A 15,231-nucleotide genomic window follows, 5' to 3' on the forward strand; every position below is an offset into this window, starting at 1 on the left:
TTTTCATGTAAATATAATTTCATGCATTTTGACTACGCCCTGCAGGAAGTCCCCTTGGGGGACGGTGGCAGCGCCACTTCGCTCGCATGATCCATCACGCATCCGCTGCATCCAATCCCGCCGAGCAGGCAATCGCCGCGCGCATCACCGCGGCGATGCCGGTTTTGACGCCGATCCATCGGCGCATGGGCGACTACGTGCTGGCCAATCTGTTTCGCTCCGCCACCATGCGTATCGACGAACTGGCCAGCGTGGTGGGCGCATCGGTGGCAACGGCGAATCGCTTTGCTCGCGCGCTCGGTTTCGATGGTTATCCCCAGTTTCGCGAAGCGCTCGTTCGCGGTTTCGAAGCCACGCTCGCGCCAGTCGAACGGCTGCGTAGTGCGCAAGAGTCGCTCGCTCCCGGCGACAATCTGATCGACGCGTCGCTCGAACAGGCGGCAACCAATCTGCACTCCACCCGCACCGCGATCGATAGTGCCGCCGCCGAAGCCGCCGTCGAAGCAATCATTGCCGCGCGCCGTGTTTTCGTGCTTGGCGCGGGCTCCAGCGCGTTTCTCGCGGGCTTGATGGAGCACGGCCTGATGCCGTATCACGACAACGTACAGTCGCTCGCGCTGATCGGCGGACCCTCGCATGCCGCGCGGCGTCTGTTCACTTCGGACGAAGGCGATCTCGTCGTCGCTATCGCGTTCCCGCGTTATGTCGAAGACACCATCGAACTCGCACGCCGTGCCGCAAGCCGCGGTGCACGCGTGCTCGCGCTGACCGACAGCCCGCGCTCGCCGCTCGCGCAATTCGCCGATCTCACGCTCTATATCCGCTCCGAACGGCGGCTTGCGGCGAACGCCGATGCAGCCGTGCTGGCCGTCATCGAAGCGCTCTGCGACGCAGTTGCGTATCGCGCGAAACGCTCCGTCAAAGCGGCGGCGGGCGTGACCGAATTCGTGTTGCCGTGGCTGACCGATCCACAAGCCGTGCCGTCCAGTACGACGGATCAGCCGGAGCGCGCTTCTACCCGTACCACCCGCGCGACCAAAGCGAAACGATGAACTCCAACGCAGTCATTGCCATTCACGGCGGGGCAGGCACCATCCTGCGCGCGTCGATGTCGGCCAGCGCCGAAGCCGAATACCACGCCGCGTTACACACAGTGTTAAGCGCCGGACAGCGCGTGCTCGCTGACGGCGGCAGCGCACTCGACGCCGTCAGCGAAGCCGTGCGTCTGCTCGAAGATTGCCCGCTCTTCAATGCGGGCCGCGGTGCGGTGTACACGGCGGCCGGCACGCACGAACTCGACGCGGCCATCATGGACGGCAGCACGCTCGAAGCCGGCGCGATCTGCTGCGTGAAGCGCGTGCGCAATCCGATTCTGGCTGCGCGCCGCGTGCTCGAAGGCAGTGAACACGTGTTGTTTACCGGCGAAGGCGCGGAAGCGTTCGCGGCCGCGCAAGGTCTCGAATTCGTCGAGCCGGCGTATTTCCATACCGAAGCGCGTCATCGTCAATGGCTGCTCGCGCGCGATCAAAAACGCGCGATGCTCGATCACGACGGCGCGACGCTCGCTGCAGGTGAGGACGACCCGATGCCGCACGAACCGATCGACCCGAATCGCAAGTTCGGCACCGTCGGCGCGGTCGCGCTCGACCAGCACGGCCATGTGGCGGCTGCAACGTCGACGGGCGGCGTGACCAACAAGCAGGTCGGCCGGGTCGGCGATACGCCGCTGATCGGCGCGGGCTGCTATGCGGACGACGCAACCTGCGCGGTTTCGACCACCGGCTCCGGCGAGATGTTCATGCGCATGGTCGCCGCCTACGACGTCGCCGCGCAGATGGCGTACCGCAACGTCTCGCTCGAAGAAGCGGCGAACGACGTAGTGATGAACCGTCTGCCGAAGATCGATGGCCGCGGCGGTCTGGTCGCCGTCGATGCGCGCGGCAATGTCACGCTGCCTTTCAACACCGAAGGCATGTATCGCGGGTTTGCCCGCCTTGGCGAGACGCCGATGACGGCGATCTATCGCTAAGTCCGTCCCGCGCAAGCACGGCTGGTGCCACTTTCATCGCGTGAGCCACTGCATGAACTACCGCTAGCCGCGTTCGAATTCAAAGGAATCCATCGTGCCGATTTCCTCGCACATCGCCCGCCCGCTTATCGAAACCCTGCCGCCGCAACGCGTGCTCGCGGTCGACGATCTGTCCGTCGCGTTTCGCAGCGGCGAGACGACCTTCAACGCGGTGCGCAATCTGTCGCTGACGGTCGAGCGCGGCGAGACGCTGGCGATCGTCGGCGAATCGGGTTCGGGCAAATCGGTGACATCGCTCGCGTTGATGCGGCTGATCGAGCACGGCGGTGGGCGCCTTGCCGGCGGCAGCATCGCCTTCCGGCGCCGCGACGGCAGCGTGCTCGATCTCGCGAAAGCGTCGTCCGGCACGATGCGTTCGATTCGCGGCGCCGACATCGCGATGATTTTCCAGGAGCCGATGACCTCGCTCAATCCGGTTTTCACAGTCGGCGACCAGATCAGCGAGGCGATCGCATTGCATCAGGGCAAGAGCCGGGCCGCCGCGCATGCTGAAACGCTGCGCCTGCTCGAACTTGTGCGCATCCCTGAAGCGCGCCGCGTGGCCGCACGCTATCCGCATCAGTTGTCGGGCGGCATGCGGCAACGCGTGATGATCGCGATGGCGCTGTCGTGCAAGCCCGCGTTGCTGATCGCCGACGAACCGACCACCGCGCTCGACGTGACGATTCAGGCGCAGATCCTGCAGCTGATCCGCGGCTTGCAGGACGAGATGAACATGGGCGTGATCTTCATCACGCACGACATGGGCGTGGTGGCCGAAGTGGCCGATCGCGTGCTGGTGATGTATCGCGGCGAGAAAGTCGAAGAGGGCGCGTCGGACGCGCTGTTCGCCGCGCCGTCGCATCCCTATACGAAAGCGCTGCTCGCAGCCGTGCCGCGATTGGGCGCGATGGACGGCACCGATCGGCCCGCCAGGTTCCCGATTCTGACGGTCGAGCAAGCGGCCTTGACCGGTACCGACGAAGCCGTTCGACCCGCAGCCGCTGTAGCCGAACAAGCGCAACCGTCGATCGACGAAAGCACGCCGCCAATCTTGCGCGTGCGTGATCTGATCACGCGCTTTCCGGTCAGGAGCGGTTTGTTCGGCCGTGTGACGGGCCGCGTGCATGCGGTCGAGAAAGTCAGCTTCGATTTGCGTCCTGGCGAGACGCTCGCTCTCGTCGGCGAATCGGGTTGCGGCAAATCGACGACGGGCCGTTCATTGCTGCGTCTCGTCGAAAGCAAGAGCGGCTCGATCGAATTCAACGGCAAGGACATCAGTTCGCTGACAGGCCCTGCGCTGCAAGCGTTGCGCCGCGATATCCAGTTCATCTTCCAGGATCCGTTCGCCTCTTTGAATCCGCGTTTGACGGTGGGCTTCTCGATCATGGAGCCCTTGCTCGTGCACGGCGTGGCGAAGGGCGCAGAAGCACAAGCGCGGGTCGCGTGGCTGCTCGAGAAGGTCGGCTTGCCGCCCGAAGCCGCGCGCCGTTATCCGCACGAGTTCTCAGGCGGTCAACGGCAACGCATCGCCATCGCGCGCGCGTTGGCGTTGAATCCGAAAGTCGTGATCGCCGACGAATCCGTTTCCGCTCTGGACGTCTCCGTGCAGGCGCAGATCGTCAACCTGATGCTCGATCTGCAACGCGAACTCGGCGTCGCGTATCTGTTTATTTCGCACGACATGGCGGTGGTCGAACGCGTCAGTCATCGCGTCGCGGTGATGTATCTCGGCCAGATCGTCGAGATCGGTCCGCGCCGCGCGGTGTTCGAAGCGCCGCAACATCCGTACACGAAGAAGCTGATGGGCGCGGTGCCGGTGGCCGATCCGGCGCGCCGCCATGCGAAACGGATGCTTGCCGCCGATGAAATTCCGAGCCCGATTCGCGCGCTCGACGACGACCCGATCGTGGCGCCGCTGGTCGCGGTTGGACCGGACCATTTCGTCGCCGGGCATCGGGTCGGCGGCGCTTACTAAATTCTGCTTATTAAACCCTGATTTTTGACCTGACTCTTCACTCGCATCACATAACCCCGTTTCATTTCGCTGCCTGGAGCCAACCTCATGAACCTGCTGATCCCGTCTTCTCCGTTTCGTTTGCGCGCGCTGGTCAGCGGCGGCGCGGTGGTGTTCGCGATGCTCGCGGGCAATGTGGCGCACGCCGAAACGACTGCCGTGATGGCGGTCGCCTCGACCTTCACGACACTCGATCCGTACGACGCTAACGACACGCTGTCGCAAGCCGTTGCGAAGTCGTTCTATCAAGGCATGTTCGGTTTCGACAAGGACATGAAGCTGGTCAACGTGCTGGCCGACAGCTACGAAGCAAGCGCGGATGCGCGCGTCTACACGATCAAGCTGCGTCAGGGTGTCAAGTTCCAGGACGGCACCGACTTCAACGCCGCGGCGGTGAAGGCCAACTTCGACCGCGTCACCGATCCGGCGAACAAGCTGAAGCGCTACAACATGTTCAACCGCATCGACAAAACCGAAGTGGTCGATCCGTACACAGTGAAGATCACGCTGAAGGCGCCGTTCTCGGCGTTCATCAACGTGCTCGCGCATCCGTCGGCGGTGGTGATCTCGCCGACGGCGCTTAAGAAGTACGGCAAGGACATTGCGTTCCATCCGGTCGGCACCGGACCGTTCGAACTGGTGAAGTGGGATCCGGCAGGCGATCTGACGGTGAAGAAGTTCGACGGCTACTGGAAGAAGGGCTACCCGAAGGTCGACGCGATCGACTGGAAGCCGGTAGTCGACAACAACACGCGTGCTGCGTTGATGCGCACCGGCGAAGCGGACTTTGCGTTCCAGGTGCCGTTCGAGCAGGCCGCGCAATTGCAGTCGAGCCCGAAGGTCGATCTGATCGCGTCGCCCTCGATCATCCAGCGCTATATCAGCCTGAACGTGAATCAGAAGCCGTTCGACAATCCGAAGGTGCGCGAAGCGCTGAACTACGCGGTCAACAAGGAAGCGCTGACGAAGGTCGTGTTCGCCGGTTATGCGACGCCGGCTGACGGCGTAGTGCCGCAGGGCGTCGACTACGCGACGAAGCTCGGCCCCTGGCCGTACGATCCGGCGAAGGCGCGCGAACTGCTGAAGGAAGCGGGCTATCCGAACGGCTTCGAAACGACGCTGTGGTCGGCCTATAACTACTCGACCGCGCAGAAGGTGATTCAGTTCGTGCAGCAGCAACTGGCGCAGGTCGGCATCAAGGCGCAGGTCGAAGCGCTCGAGGCGGGGCAGCGTGTCGCCAAGGTCGAGAGCGCTCAGGACGCGGCAACCGCACCGGTGCGGATGTACTACGCGGGCTGGTCGTCGTCGACGGGCGAAGCGGATTGGGCGATCACGCCGCTGCTCGCGTCGGTGTCCTTCCCGCCGAAGATGGTCAACACCGCGTACTACAAAAACGACACCGTCGACAGCGATCTGAAACAGGCGCTCGAAACCACCGATCGCACGCAGAAGGCCGCGCTTTACGCCGATGCGCAAAAGCGTATCTGGGCCGACGCGCCGTGGATCTTCCTCGTCAAGGAGAAGGTCGTGTATGCGCGCAGCAAGCGTCTGTCGGGTGCTTACGTGGCGCCGGACGGCTCGTTCAATTTCGACGAGATTGCGATCAGGTGATGAGCTGACCGTTGAGCGCGGCGTGTTCCATAAGGGCACGCCGGCCGGACGGCCGCTTTCTGACGATCCATCGTTGCCTGCACCATTGCCGGATTGGGTTTCATGCTGAACTTCCTTGTCAAACGTCTCTTTGGCCTGCTGCCGACGCTCTTTATCGTCTCGGTGCTGGTCTTCCTGTTCGTGCATCTGTTGCCGGGCGATCCGGCGCGGCTCGCCGCCGGCCCCGATGCCGACGACGCGACCGTCGCGCTGGTGCGCGCCGACCTCGGCCTCGACAAGCCGATGCCGCAGCAATTTGCTCACTTCTTCGTGAAGATCGCGCACGGCGACTTCGGCACGTCGACGCGCAGCAAGCGGCCGGTCAGCCAGGAAATCGGCGAGCGTTTCATGCCGACGCTGCTACTTACGCTTGCCAGCATGGTGTGGGCGGTCGTGCTCGGCATGGGCATCGGCATCGTTTCGGCGGTGTGGCGCAATCGCTGGCCGGACCGGCTCGGCATGACGCTCGCGGTGTCGGGCATTTCGTTTCCGGCCTTCGCGCTCGGCATGCTGCTGATGGAGATTTTTTCAGTGAAGCTCGGCTGGCTGCCGATTGTCGGCGACGGTTCGTGGCAGAGCTACGTGTTGCCGTCGCTCACGCTCGGCGCGGCGGTGGCCGCGGTGATGGCCCGCTTCACGCGCGCCTCGTTCGTCGAAGTGATGAACGAAGACTTTGTGCGCACCGCACGCGCCAAAGGTGTGCCGGAGTGGCTCGTGATCGTCAAACACTGCCTGCGCAACGCAATGATTCCCGTCATCACGATGATGGGTCTGCAGTTCGGCTTTCTGCTGGGCGGTTCGATCGTTGTCGAAGTGGTGTTCAACTGGCCGGGCCTCGGACGCCTGCTGGTGGACGCGGTTTCGATGCGTGACTATCCGGTGATTCAAGCCGAGGTGCTGTTGTTCTCGCTCGAATTCATCATCATCAATCTGGTGGTGGACGTGCTGTACGCCGTCATCAACCCGACCATCCGTTTCAAGTGAGGCCCGCATGAGCATCTCAGTCGCCGAGGCGAATGCGGCCAAGGCCGCCCTCGTAGAAAGCACGATCCGCACACCGTGGAGTGAATTCTGGCGCAAATTCAGTAAGCAGCGCGTGGCGCTCGCCGCGGGCATTTTTGTGTTGCTGTTGATCCTGGTCGCGATCGTCGCACCGCATATCGTGCCGTACGATCCGGAAAACTTTTTCGACTATGACGCGTTGAACGCGGGGCCAACGGCTGCGCACTGGTTCGGCGTCGATTCACTGGGCCGCGATATTTTCAGCCGCATTCTGGCGGGCTCGCGTATTTCGCTCGAGGCCGGTTTTCTGTCGGTGGCGATCGGCGCGGTGATCGGCACGTTCTTCGGCTTGCTGGCCGGTTACTACGAAGGCTGGTGGGACCGTATCACCATGCGGGTCGCCGATGTGCTGTTCGCATTCCCCGGCATTCTGCTGGCGATCGGCGTGGTGGCGATTCTCGGCAACGGCATGATCAACGTGATCTGCGCGGTGGCGATTTTCAGCATCCCCGCGTTTGCGCGGCTCGTGCGCGGCAATACGCTGATGCTCAAGCAACTGACCTACATCGAAGCGGCGCGCAGCATCGGTGCATCGGACTGGACGATCATCGTGCGGCACATTCTGCCGGGGACGATTTCGTCAGTGGTGGTGTACTTCACGATGCGTATCGGCACGTCGATCATCACGGCGGCGAGCCTGTCGTTTCTCGGACTCGGCGCGCAACCGCCGACGCCGGAGTGGGGCGCGATGCTCAACGAAGCACGCGCCGACATGGTCACCGCGCCGCATATCGCGCTGTTTCCGAGTCTCGCGATTTTCTTCACCGTGCTGGCGTTCAACCTGCTCGGCGACGGTTTGCGCGATGCGCTCGATCCGAAGCTCGAGCGGCCATGAGTTTGACTGAACTTCAAAACGCGCCGCATATCGGCATATTGCCGCGCGGTTCACTTGGCACGATCGCCGATGTGCAAGGCGTGACAGCCGGACATTGCACGTTGGACGAAGGTGCTGTGCAAACCGGCGTCACCGTGATCCATCCGCACCATGGCGATCCGTTTCTCCACAAGGTGCCGGCTGCTGCGTCGGTGATCAACGGCTTTGGAAAAAGCGTCGGGCTCGTGCAGGTCGAAGAACTCGGCGTGCTGGAAACGCCGATCGCTCTGACCAACACCTTTGGCGTCGCGGCGGTGGCGCAGGCGCAGATTCGCGCGGCGATCCACGCGAATCCGCGGATCGGACGCGAGTGGTCGACGCTCAATCCGTTGGTGTTCGAATGCAATGACGGATACCTGAACGATATCCAGGCGCTGGCAGTCGGTGAACAGCATTACAACGAGGCCTGCGCTGCGGCAAGCACTCACGTCGCAAGCGGTTCGGTCGGCGCGGGGCGCGGCATGTCGTGCTTCGATCTGAAGGGCGGAATCGGCAATGCATCGCGCGTGGTCGACGTAGCGGGGCAGTCCTATACCGTCGGCGCATTGGTGCTGGCTAACTTCGGCCGCCTGTCGATGCTGACGATCGACGGCGTGCCGCTCGGCCGCGTGCTGGCCGAGCGTACATCCAAAGCCGCCGCGGCGGCAGGCAAGCCGGAACAAGGTTCGATCATCATGATCGTCGCCACCGACGCGCCGCTCGACGCGCGCCAACTCAAACGTCTGTCGTTGCGTGCAGCGGCCGGCCTTGCACGAACCGGCTCGGTGTATGGCCACGGCAGCGGCGATATCGCGTTGGCGTTTTCAACGGCCTACACCGTGCCGCACGATTCAGATTTTGTCGCACTTCCGCCTTTGCTCGCGGACGCGCGCCTCGATCCGTTATTCCGTGCCTGTTCGGACAGCGTCGAGCAAGCGATTGTCGATGCGTTGTGGAGCGCCTCCTCGGTGACGGGCCGCGACGGTCATCGGCGGTTATCGCTGCACGACACCGCTGCCGACCTCGCTCAACTTCTCAAGCAATCTTCCTGATGAAAGTCCTGATTTCCGCCGACATCGAAGGCGTGGCCGGTGTGTTCCATCCTGAGCAAACGCGTGCGGGCAACGGTGAATACGAAGCCGCGCGCCGCTGGATGACGCTCGAAGCCAATGCCGCGATCGAAGGCGCGTTCGCCGGCGGCGCGACGCACGTATGGGTCAACGATTCGCACGGCGGTTTCCGCAATCTGTTGCCCGATCTGCTCGATGCGCGCGCCCAGCTGGTGCTCGGCAAGCCGCGCACGCTCGGCATGATGGCCGGGCTCGAATACGGCGCGGCGCTCGTGTTCATGATCGGCTATCACGCCATGTCGCAAACGCGTGGCATCCTCGCGCACACCATCAATAGCTTCGCATTCGCGCGGGTTTCGCTGAACGGTGTCGAAGTCGGCGAGGCGGGATTGTATGGCGCGCTGGCGGAAGAATATGGCGCACGTGTGGCGCTCTTGTCCGGTGACGATGTATTCGCCGAGGAAACGTCGCCGCGTTTTCCTGGTGCGCGTTTTGTCGTCACCAAGAGCGCGACGGGTCACGCGAGCGGCGTCACGCAAACGCCGGCCGCCGCACGTGACGCGATCGAAAGTGCCGCGCGCGAAGTGGTGCAACAGCACCTCAAGGCCGGTCATGCGCCGCAAGCCGCTCGTGCTGAAGCAAAGCCCGTCGAATGCGAATTGCGCGTGCAAACCACCGCGCTTGCCGATCTGTTTTGCCAATGGCCGACGCTTACGCGCGTCGACGCCGTCACGTTGCGCTTTAGTGCGGCATCGGCGGAACATGCGGTCCGTATGTTGAACTGCCTGTCAGCGATGTCGTTCATGCTGCGCTAGCCGCATACCAAAGAACGATGCCGGGCAAAGCTCGCGCATACGCCCGAAGTTGCCTACTGCTGCCGGCTGAGTTCTCTCGCCGCCCGATCGATCACATCGGCGATCGCGCCGGCGTGCGACACCGGCGCAAGATGGCTCGATGAGATCGGCACGACCTTCGCACGCATCCGGTCAGCCATGAACTTTTCGACTTCAGGCGACACCGCGCGATCCTTCGTTGTCAGTACATACCAGGAGGGTTTTTCTTTCCATCCCACCTGGCTGACGGTTTCGCTGAACGCCTTCGCGGCGATCGGCTGTTGCGCGGCGGAGAGCACGCGCGTCAGGTTTTCGGGGACGTCGGCGGCGAAGTCGGCGTGATACCTGGTGCGGTCGAACCAGAGAAAGCCGGTCGGGTCGGCGGCGATGTTTTTGCCCGCGGGCATCGGCGCCGCGCGTTTCATCAGATCCATCGCCGATTCATGCAGGTCAGGCGCGATCGCCGCCACGTAGACAAGGCCGGCGACGTTCGGCGCATTCGCGCTCGCTTCGGTGATCACCACGCCGCCCCAGGAATGCCCAACCAGCATGGTCGGGCCATCCTGACGCGCGAGCACGCGGCGGGTGGCGGCGACGTCGTCGGCGAGGGAGGTGAGCGGGTTCTGCACCGAACTTACGTGATAGCCCTTCTGCTGCAGCTTCGCGATAACGCCATTCCAGCTCGACCCATCGACGAAGGCACCGTGAACCAGCACGACGTTGCGCACGGGGCCAGTCATCGGCGCTGCGGGTAGCGGGGCGGCTGCGGCCGGCGCAGCGGGTGCTGCTGGCGCTACTGGTGCGGGTGCTGCTGCTGGCGTTGCCGGCGTTTCGGGAGCCGGCGATTCCATGTCTGGCGCGGACGCCGGTTCGGCGGCGGATTCGGCAGTGGGTGCCGCGGTTTGCGCGACGGCGCTCGCCCCAGCGAACCAGAGACACAAAGCAGCAGCGCAAAGCAGACGTTTGGGCGACATGTTGAATCTCCGAAGGCTGAAACATCGACTAGGGCAACATACCGAAGCGGCACGCCTTGTCAATCGATATCGTCGCGGTTAGGTGCGGTGCAGAACCAAGGGCGGGTTGGTCCCAGTATTTAGGCAATATCGGCCGCGGTAAAATTTTTGGTTCTGCCCGGCCAGACCATAAGTCTGATCGGGTGATCGATATCCATACTCTGGGGCGCAATTTTGAATAGTGCACAGCGGCAAGATGGCCTGAAGCGCGGGCTTAAGAATCGCCACATCCAGCTGATCGCGCTGGGCGGGGCGATCGGCACGGGCCTCTTTCTCGGCTCCGCCAGCGTGTTGCAGGCAGCCGGCCCGTCGATGATTCTCGGCTACGCGATCGGCGGCATCATCGCATTCATGATCATGCGGCAGCTCGGCGAGATGGTGGCGCAGGAACCGGTCGCCGGTTCGTTCAGCCACTTCGCGTACAAATATTGGGGCGATTTTCCCGGCTTTCTGTCCGGCTGGAACTACTGGGTGCTGTATGTGCTCGTGAGCATGGCCGAGCTGACCGCAGTGGGCACCTACGTGCATTACTGGTGGCCGGGTGTGCCAACATGGGTGTCTGCGCTGGTGTGCTTCGCCGGCATCAACGCGATCAATCTCGCCAACGTCAAAGCCTACGGCGAAACCGAATTCTGGTTTGCGATTATCAAGGTGGTTGCGGTGATCGGCATGATCCTGTTCGGCGGCTATCTGCTGATCAGCGGTCACGGCGGTCCGCAGGCCTCGATCACCAATCTCTGGGCGAATGGCGGCTTTTTCCCGCACGGTTTCCACGGCCTGTTCATGATGCTCGCGGTCATCATGTTTTCGTTCGGCGGCCTCGAACTGATCGGTATCACGGCGGCTGAAGCCGACGATCCGCAGCGAAGCATTCCGAAGGCCGTGAACCAGGTGATCTACCGGATCCTGATTTTCTACATCTGCTCGCTGACGGTGCTGCTCTCGTTGTATCCGTGGAATCAGGTGGCCGCCGGCGGCAGCCCGTTTGTGATGATCTTCTCGCAGATCGGTTCGACGCTGACGGCGAATGTCCTCAACGTGGTGGTGCTGACCGCGGCGCTGTCGGTGTACAACAGCGGCGTGTATGCGAACAGCCGGATGCTCTACGGTCTGGCGGAACAGGGCAACGCGCCGCGTGCGCTGATGAAGGTCGACCGGCGCGGCGTGCCGTATATGGCGATCGGTCTGTCGGCGCTCGCCACCTTCACCTGCGTGATCGTTAACTACCTGATTCCTGCCGAAGCGCTCGGCCTGCTGATGGCGCTCGTCGTCGCCGCGCTGGTGCTGAACTGGGCGCTGATCAGCCTGACGCATCTGAAGTCGCGCAAGGCGATGGTTGCGGCGGGCGAGACGCTGGTGTTCAAGTCGTTCTGGTTTCCCGTGAGCAACTGGATCTGCCTCGCGTTCATGGCGCTGGTCCTCGTGATTCTCGCGATGACGCCGGGCTTGTCGGTATCGGTGTGGCTCGTGCCGGCGTGGCTGGTCGTGATGTGGGTCGGCTATGCGTTCAAGCGTCGACGCGCGGCGGCGGGTGGCGGCGTGACGGTGGCGGAGTGATAGGGGACGTTAGGCTGCGTGGCGTGCGGTCTTCCGTGCGCACGCCGCCTGACCGACGCGAGTGGCTGGTTGGCTGCGCTGTTTGCTGCAATACGCGTAGACTGCGGGCGAGATCGCCAGAAACGACAAACCCCGCAGGCAGAACGCGCTGGCGGGGTTCGAGGAAAAGCTGAAGACTGTGTGTCTGTTGAACGCAGTCGAATTCTTGGTGCCCAGGGCCGGAATCGAACCGGCACGCCTTGCGGCGGGGGATTTTGAGTCCCCTGCGTCTACCAATTTCACCACCTGGGCAGGTCTTGCAGCGCGAGCGTCAGGTTATGGCGCGCGGCGAAGACCGAGATTATGGCCGAAAATTCGACGGCGGGCAAGCCGGTCACGTCCAACGCCTCCACGGTCTTCAAACCGTGCGGGAAAACCGCTCGAGGGTCTGCTGGCCGAGGTAACGGTCGAACACCATCGCGATGTTGCGCACCAGCATGCGTCCGGCCATCTGCACTTCGAGCTTGCTGCCGTTCACCGACACCAGCCCGTCTTCCTCGAAGCCGCGCAAGCGTTCCAGTTCCGGCGCGAACGTATCGGTGAAACGAATCCCGTAAGCGGCTTCGAATTCGCCGAAGCGCAGCTCGAGATTGCACATCAGTTGCGTGATCACATCGCGACGCAGACGATCGTCCGCGGTGAGCCGCACACCGCGCGTGATCGCGAGCTGGCCAGCGTCGATTGCCGCGGCATAGCCGGGCAGATCCTTGACGTTCTGCGCGTACACATCGCCGACCTTGCCGATCGACGACGCGCCGAAGCCGATCAGATCGCATTCCGCACGCGTGCTGTAGCCCTGAAAATTCCGATGCAGCGTGCGCTGTGCCTGAGCGCGCGCGAGTTCGTCGGTGGGCAGCGCGAAGTGATCCATGCCGATGTAGACGTAGCCCGCGCTCGTCAGCCGCTCCACAACCCGTTGCAGGAGCGCGAGCCGCACCGCCGGCGAGGGCAGCGTGGCAGGGTCCATCTGACGCTGCATCTTGAAGAGCTGCGGCATGTGCGCATAAGCGAACACCGACAACCGATCCGGCGCGAGCTCGAGCATTGTGTCGAGCGTGCGGCTGAAGCTGTCGACGGTTTGATGCGGCAGGCCGTAAATCAGATCGACGCCGATCGAGTGGAAGTCCGTGTCACGCGCGGCCTGCATCACCGAAGCGGTCATATCCAGCGGCTGAATCCGGTTGATCGCCTGTTGAACCACTGGATCGAAGTCCTGCACGCCGAGGCTGAGCCGATTGAAGCCGAGCTTGCGCAAATGCGCGATAGTCTCGGGCGACGCCTCGCGCGGATCTACCTCGATCGAATATTCGCCCTCGGTATCGGGCCGCAACGTGAAGTGCTGGCGCGCCGCTGCCATCAGTTCGGCCATTTCGTCGTGCGACAAAAAGGTCGGCGTACCGCCGCCCCAATGCAGTTGCGACACCGGGCGCCGGGTGTCGAAATGCGCCGCCTGCAGGGCCATTTCACGCTTCAACCGTTCGACGTATGGACGCGCGTGCGCGCGGTTCTTCGTGGCGACCTTGTTGCAGCCGCAATAGAAGCACACGGTGTCGCAAAACGGAATGTGGAAGTACAGCGAGAGATCCGTGGCGGATGCGCCTGGGTCGGCGGCGGCGCGTAAATAGTCGGCGGAATCGAACTCTTCGCGGAACTGCAGGGCGGTCGGATAGGACGTATAACGTGGACCGTTCGCGCTGTATTTGGCGAGCAGGTCGGGGCGGAATAGCGTGTTGGCGGTGGTCATGAGGGGCTCGGGTCTGACGGCCACCGTTGAAGAGGCAGGAGCCGGCGACGTCACACGACCGGATCGAACAGCGCGGGCGCCTCTTGAGCGTGGCCTTTCGTATCGGTCAAGTTTACGTGAGCGATTGCATGCCGGATTGTGTAAAAAGGTCGCACGTGAGGCGATGGCACAATGCGAGTCTGGTGACGTGTTGCCGATGTTCGATTTCAGGAAAAATGCTGTGAGCGATTTAGCGACAAGCGGGGTAAAGAGCGCTGTGAAGCGCGAGTCCCCGTTTCATGTGGACGGTCACGCGTGCCGCCCCGATTGCGGCGCGTGCTGTATCGCGCCGTCGATTTCGAGCCCGATTCCAGACATGCCGCAGGGCAAGCCGGCGGGCGTGCGCTGCGTGCAGCTCGGCGACGATCTGCGCTGCGCTATCTTCGGTCAGCCGGAGCGGCCGGCTTGCTGTTCCGGTCTGCAACCACAGATGGAAATGTGCGGCACGAGCCGCGGCGAAGCGCTCGCCTGGCTCATCGAACTTGAAACGCAAACTCAACCGCAACCGGCGCTGCGCCGATAGCACGCGCGCCGAGCCGCCACGCAATCCAACACGGCAAACCAGCCCAACACAACGCAACCGCATGCTCGAGAAGGCTTCCACAGGAGATTTCGCATGACTCGACCCGCTGCGCCGACCCGGCGCCGCTTCTTGCTTGCAGCGCTAACAAGCTGCACGGCGTTTGGCATCACGGTGTCGCTGACAGCCTGCGCCGCGTCGATTTTTCCGTTCATCCCGTCGCATTACACGTTCTCGCAGCAGCAGGTGCAGGACGCGGTGCAGCGTAAATTCCCGTATCAGCGCACGGTTTCGCAGGTGTTCGAGGTCGCGCTGACCAATCCAGTGGTGGGCTTGCTGCCGGACGCCAACCGGGTCTCTGTGAAGCTCGACGCGCGGCTCGCGAGCCCGTTCATGCCGCAGCCGGTCGACGGTGTATTCACGCTGTCGAGCGAACTCGCCTACGACTCCGCCAGCAAGTCGGTCGTGCTGAAGTCGCCGAACGTCGACAACGTGAGCGTGAGCGGTCAGGCGCAGGCTTACACGCAACAGATCAACGCCGCCGCCGCGCTGCTCGCCACGCAGTTGCTGACCAACTATCCGATCTACACCTTCAAGCCCGAACAGCTGCAATTTGCCGGTGTGAACTACGAACCCGGTACAATCACCATCCTTACAAACGGCATACGCGTACAAATCGTCGAGAAGTGACGACGTGCGCGGCCGGCGGGGCCGCGCACTACCGTGCTGACCCTGTTCCGACTATCTACAGCGATAAGGGTCACGG

Annotated in this window: 13 protein-coding genes and 1 tRNA gene; 11 read left to right on the forward strand and 3 right to left on the reverse strand. The window is 63.1% G+C overall.

The annotated features are described in order from the left end of the window. Positions 1–86: 86 nt before the first annotated feature. The 8 genes from WN982_RS04135 (at position 87) to WN982_RS04170 (ending at position 9,535) form a co-directional block, all read left to right on the forward strand. The gene (locus WN982_RS04135; protein ID WP_341314516.1) at positions 87–1,052 is read left to right on the forward strand and encodes a MurR/RpiR family transcriptional regulator; all 966 of its coding nucleotides are present in this window, start codon (positions 87–89) and stop codon (positions 1,050–1,052) included. After that, a complete protein-coding gene (locus WN982_RS04140) occupies positions 1,049–2,029 on the forward strand; it encodes an isoaspartyl peptidase/L-asparaginase (RefSeq protein ID WP_341314517.1) in 981 nt (326 codons plus the stop codon). The genes WN982_RS04135 and WN982_RS04140 overlap by 4 nt, the downstream gene beginning before the upstream one ends. 94 nt (positions 2,030–2,123) lie before the next feature. Then, positions 2,124–4,046, forward strand: a complete 1,923-nt coding sequence (locus WN982_RS04145) for a dipeptide ABC transporter ATP-binding protein (protein ID WP_341314518.1) — start codon at positions 2,124–2,126, stop codon at positions 4,044–4,046. Positions 4,047–4,133: 87 nt separating this feature from the next. Further along, positions 4,134–5,696, forward strand: coding sequence for a glutathione ABC transporter substrate-binding protein GsiB (gene gsiB, locus WN982_RS04150; RefSeq protein WP_341314519.1), 1,563 nt, complete (start codon positions 4,134–4,136; stop codon positions 5,694–5,696). A 102-nt stretch (positions 5,697–5,798) separates the two neighbouring features. Next, positions 5,799–6,719: a glutathione ABC transporter permease GsiC gene (gene gsiC, locus WN982_RS04155; protein ID WP_341314520.1), complete on the forward strand. Its 921-nt coding sequence runs from the start codon at positions 5,799–5,801 to the stop codon at positions 6,717–6,719. A gap of 7 nt (positions 6,720–6,726) precedes the next feature. Then, entirely contained in the window at positions 6,727–7,632 is a 906-nt protein-coding gene (gene gsiD, locus WN982_RS04160; protein ID WP_341314521.1) for a glutathione ABC transporter permease GsiD, read from the forward strand. After that, the gene (locus WN982_RS04165) at positions 7,629–8,702 is read left to right on the forward strand and encodes a P1 family peptidase (protein ID WP_341314522.1); all 1,074 of its coding nucleotides are present in this window, start codon (positions 7,629–7,631) and stop codon (positions 8,700–8,702) included. The genes gsiD and WN982_RS04165 overlap by 4 nt, the downstream gene beginning before the upstream one ends. Then, positions 8,702–9,535: a M55 family metallopeptidase gene (locus WN982_RS04170; RefSeq protein WP_341314523.1), complete on the forward strand. Its 834-nt coding sequence runs from the start codon at positions 8,702–8,704 to the stop codon at positions 9,533–9,535. Before WN982_RS04165 ends, WN982_RS04170 begins: the two co-directional genes overlap by 1 nt. Positions 9,536–9,588: 53 nt before the next feature. On the opposite strand, the gene WN982_RS04175 is transcribed toward WN982_RS04170, so the two are convergent. Then, the gene (locus WN982_RS04175; RefSeq protein ID WP_341314524.1) at positions 9,589–10,527 is read right to left on the reverse strand and encodes an alpha/beta hydrolase; all 939 of its coding nucleotides are present in this window, start codon (positions 10,525–10,527) and stop codon (positions 9,589–9,591) included. 213 nt (positions 10,528–10,740) lie between these two features. On the opposite strand from WN982_RS04175, the gene WN982_RS04180 reads away from it, so the two are divergent. Beyond that, positions 10,741–12,123, forward strand: coding sequence for an amino acid permease (locus WN982_RS04180; RefSeq protein ID WP_341314525.1), 1,383 nt, complete (start codon positions 10,741–10,743; stop codon positions 12,121–12,123). A 206-nt stretch (positions 12,124–12,329) separates the two neighbouring features. Here the strand turns inward: WN982_RS04180 and WN982_RS04185 are convergent. Together WN982_RS04185 and hemN are read right to left on the reverse strand one after the other, a co-directional pair. Next, positions 12,330–12,414 (reverse strand) — tRNA-Leu (locus WN982_RS04185). 106 nt (positions 12,415–12,520) lie between these two features. Then, on the reverse strand, positions 12,521–13,906 hold the full coding sequence (gene hemN, locus WN982_RS04190; protein ID WP_341314526.1) for an oxygen-independent coproporphyrinogen III oxidase: 1,386 nt from the start codon (positions 13,904–13,906) through the stop codon (positions 12,521–12,523). A gap of 220 nt (positions 13,907–14,126) precedes the next feature. On the opposite strand from hemN, the gene WN982_RS04195 reads away from it, so the two are divergent. Together WN982_RS04195 and WN982_RS04200 are read left to right on the forward strand one after the other, a co-directional pair. Next, positions 14,127–14,468 carry a YkgJ family cysteine cluster protein gene (locus WN982_RS04195; RefSeq protein ID WP_341314527.1) on the forward strand — a complete coding sequence of 114 codons (342 nt, stop codon included), beginning with the start codon at positions 14,127–14,129 and terminating at the stop codon, positions 14,466–14,468. Between the two features lie 93 nt (positions 14,469–14,561). Beyond that, entirely contained in the window at positions 14,562–15,155 is a 594-nt protein-coding gene (locus WN982_RS04200) for a DUF1439 domain-containing protein (RefSeq protein ID WP_341314528.1), read from the forward strand. Positions 15,156–15,231 lie beyond the last annotated feature (76 nt).

Source organism: Paraburkholderia sp. IMGN_8 (assembly GCF_038050405.1).
GTDB lineage: Bacteria > Pseudomonadota > Gammaproteobacteria > Burkholderiales > Burkholderiaceae > Paraburkholderia.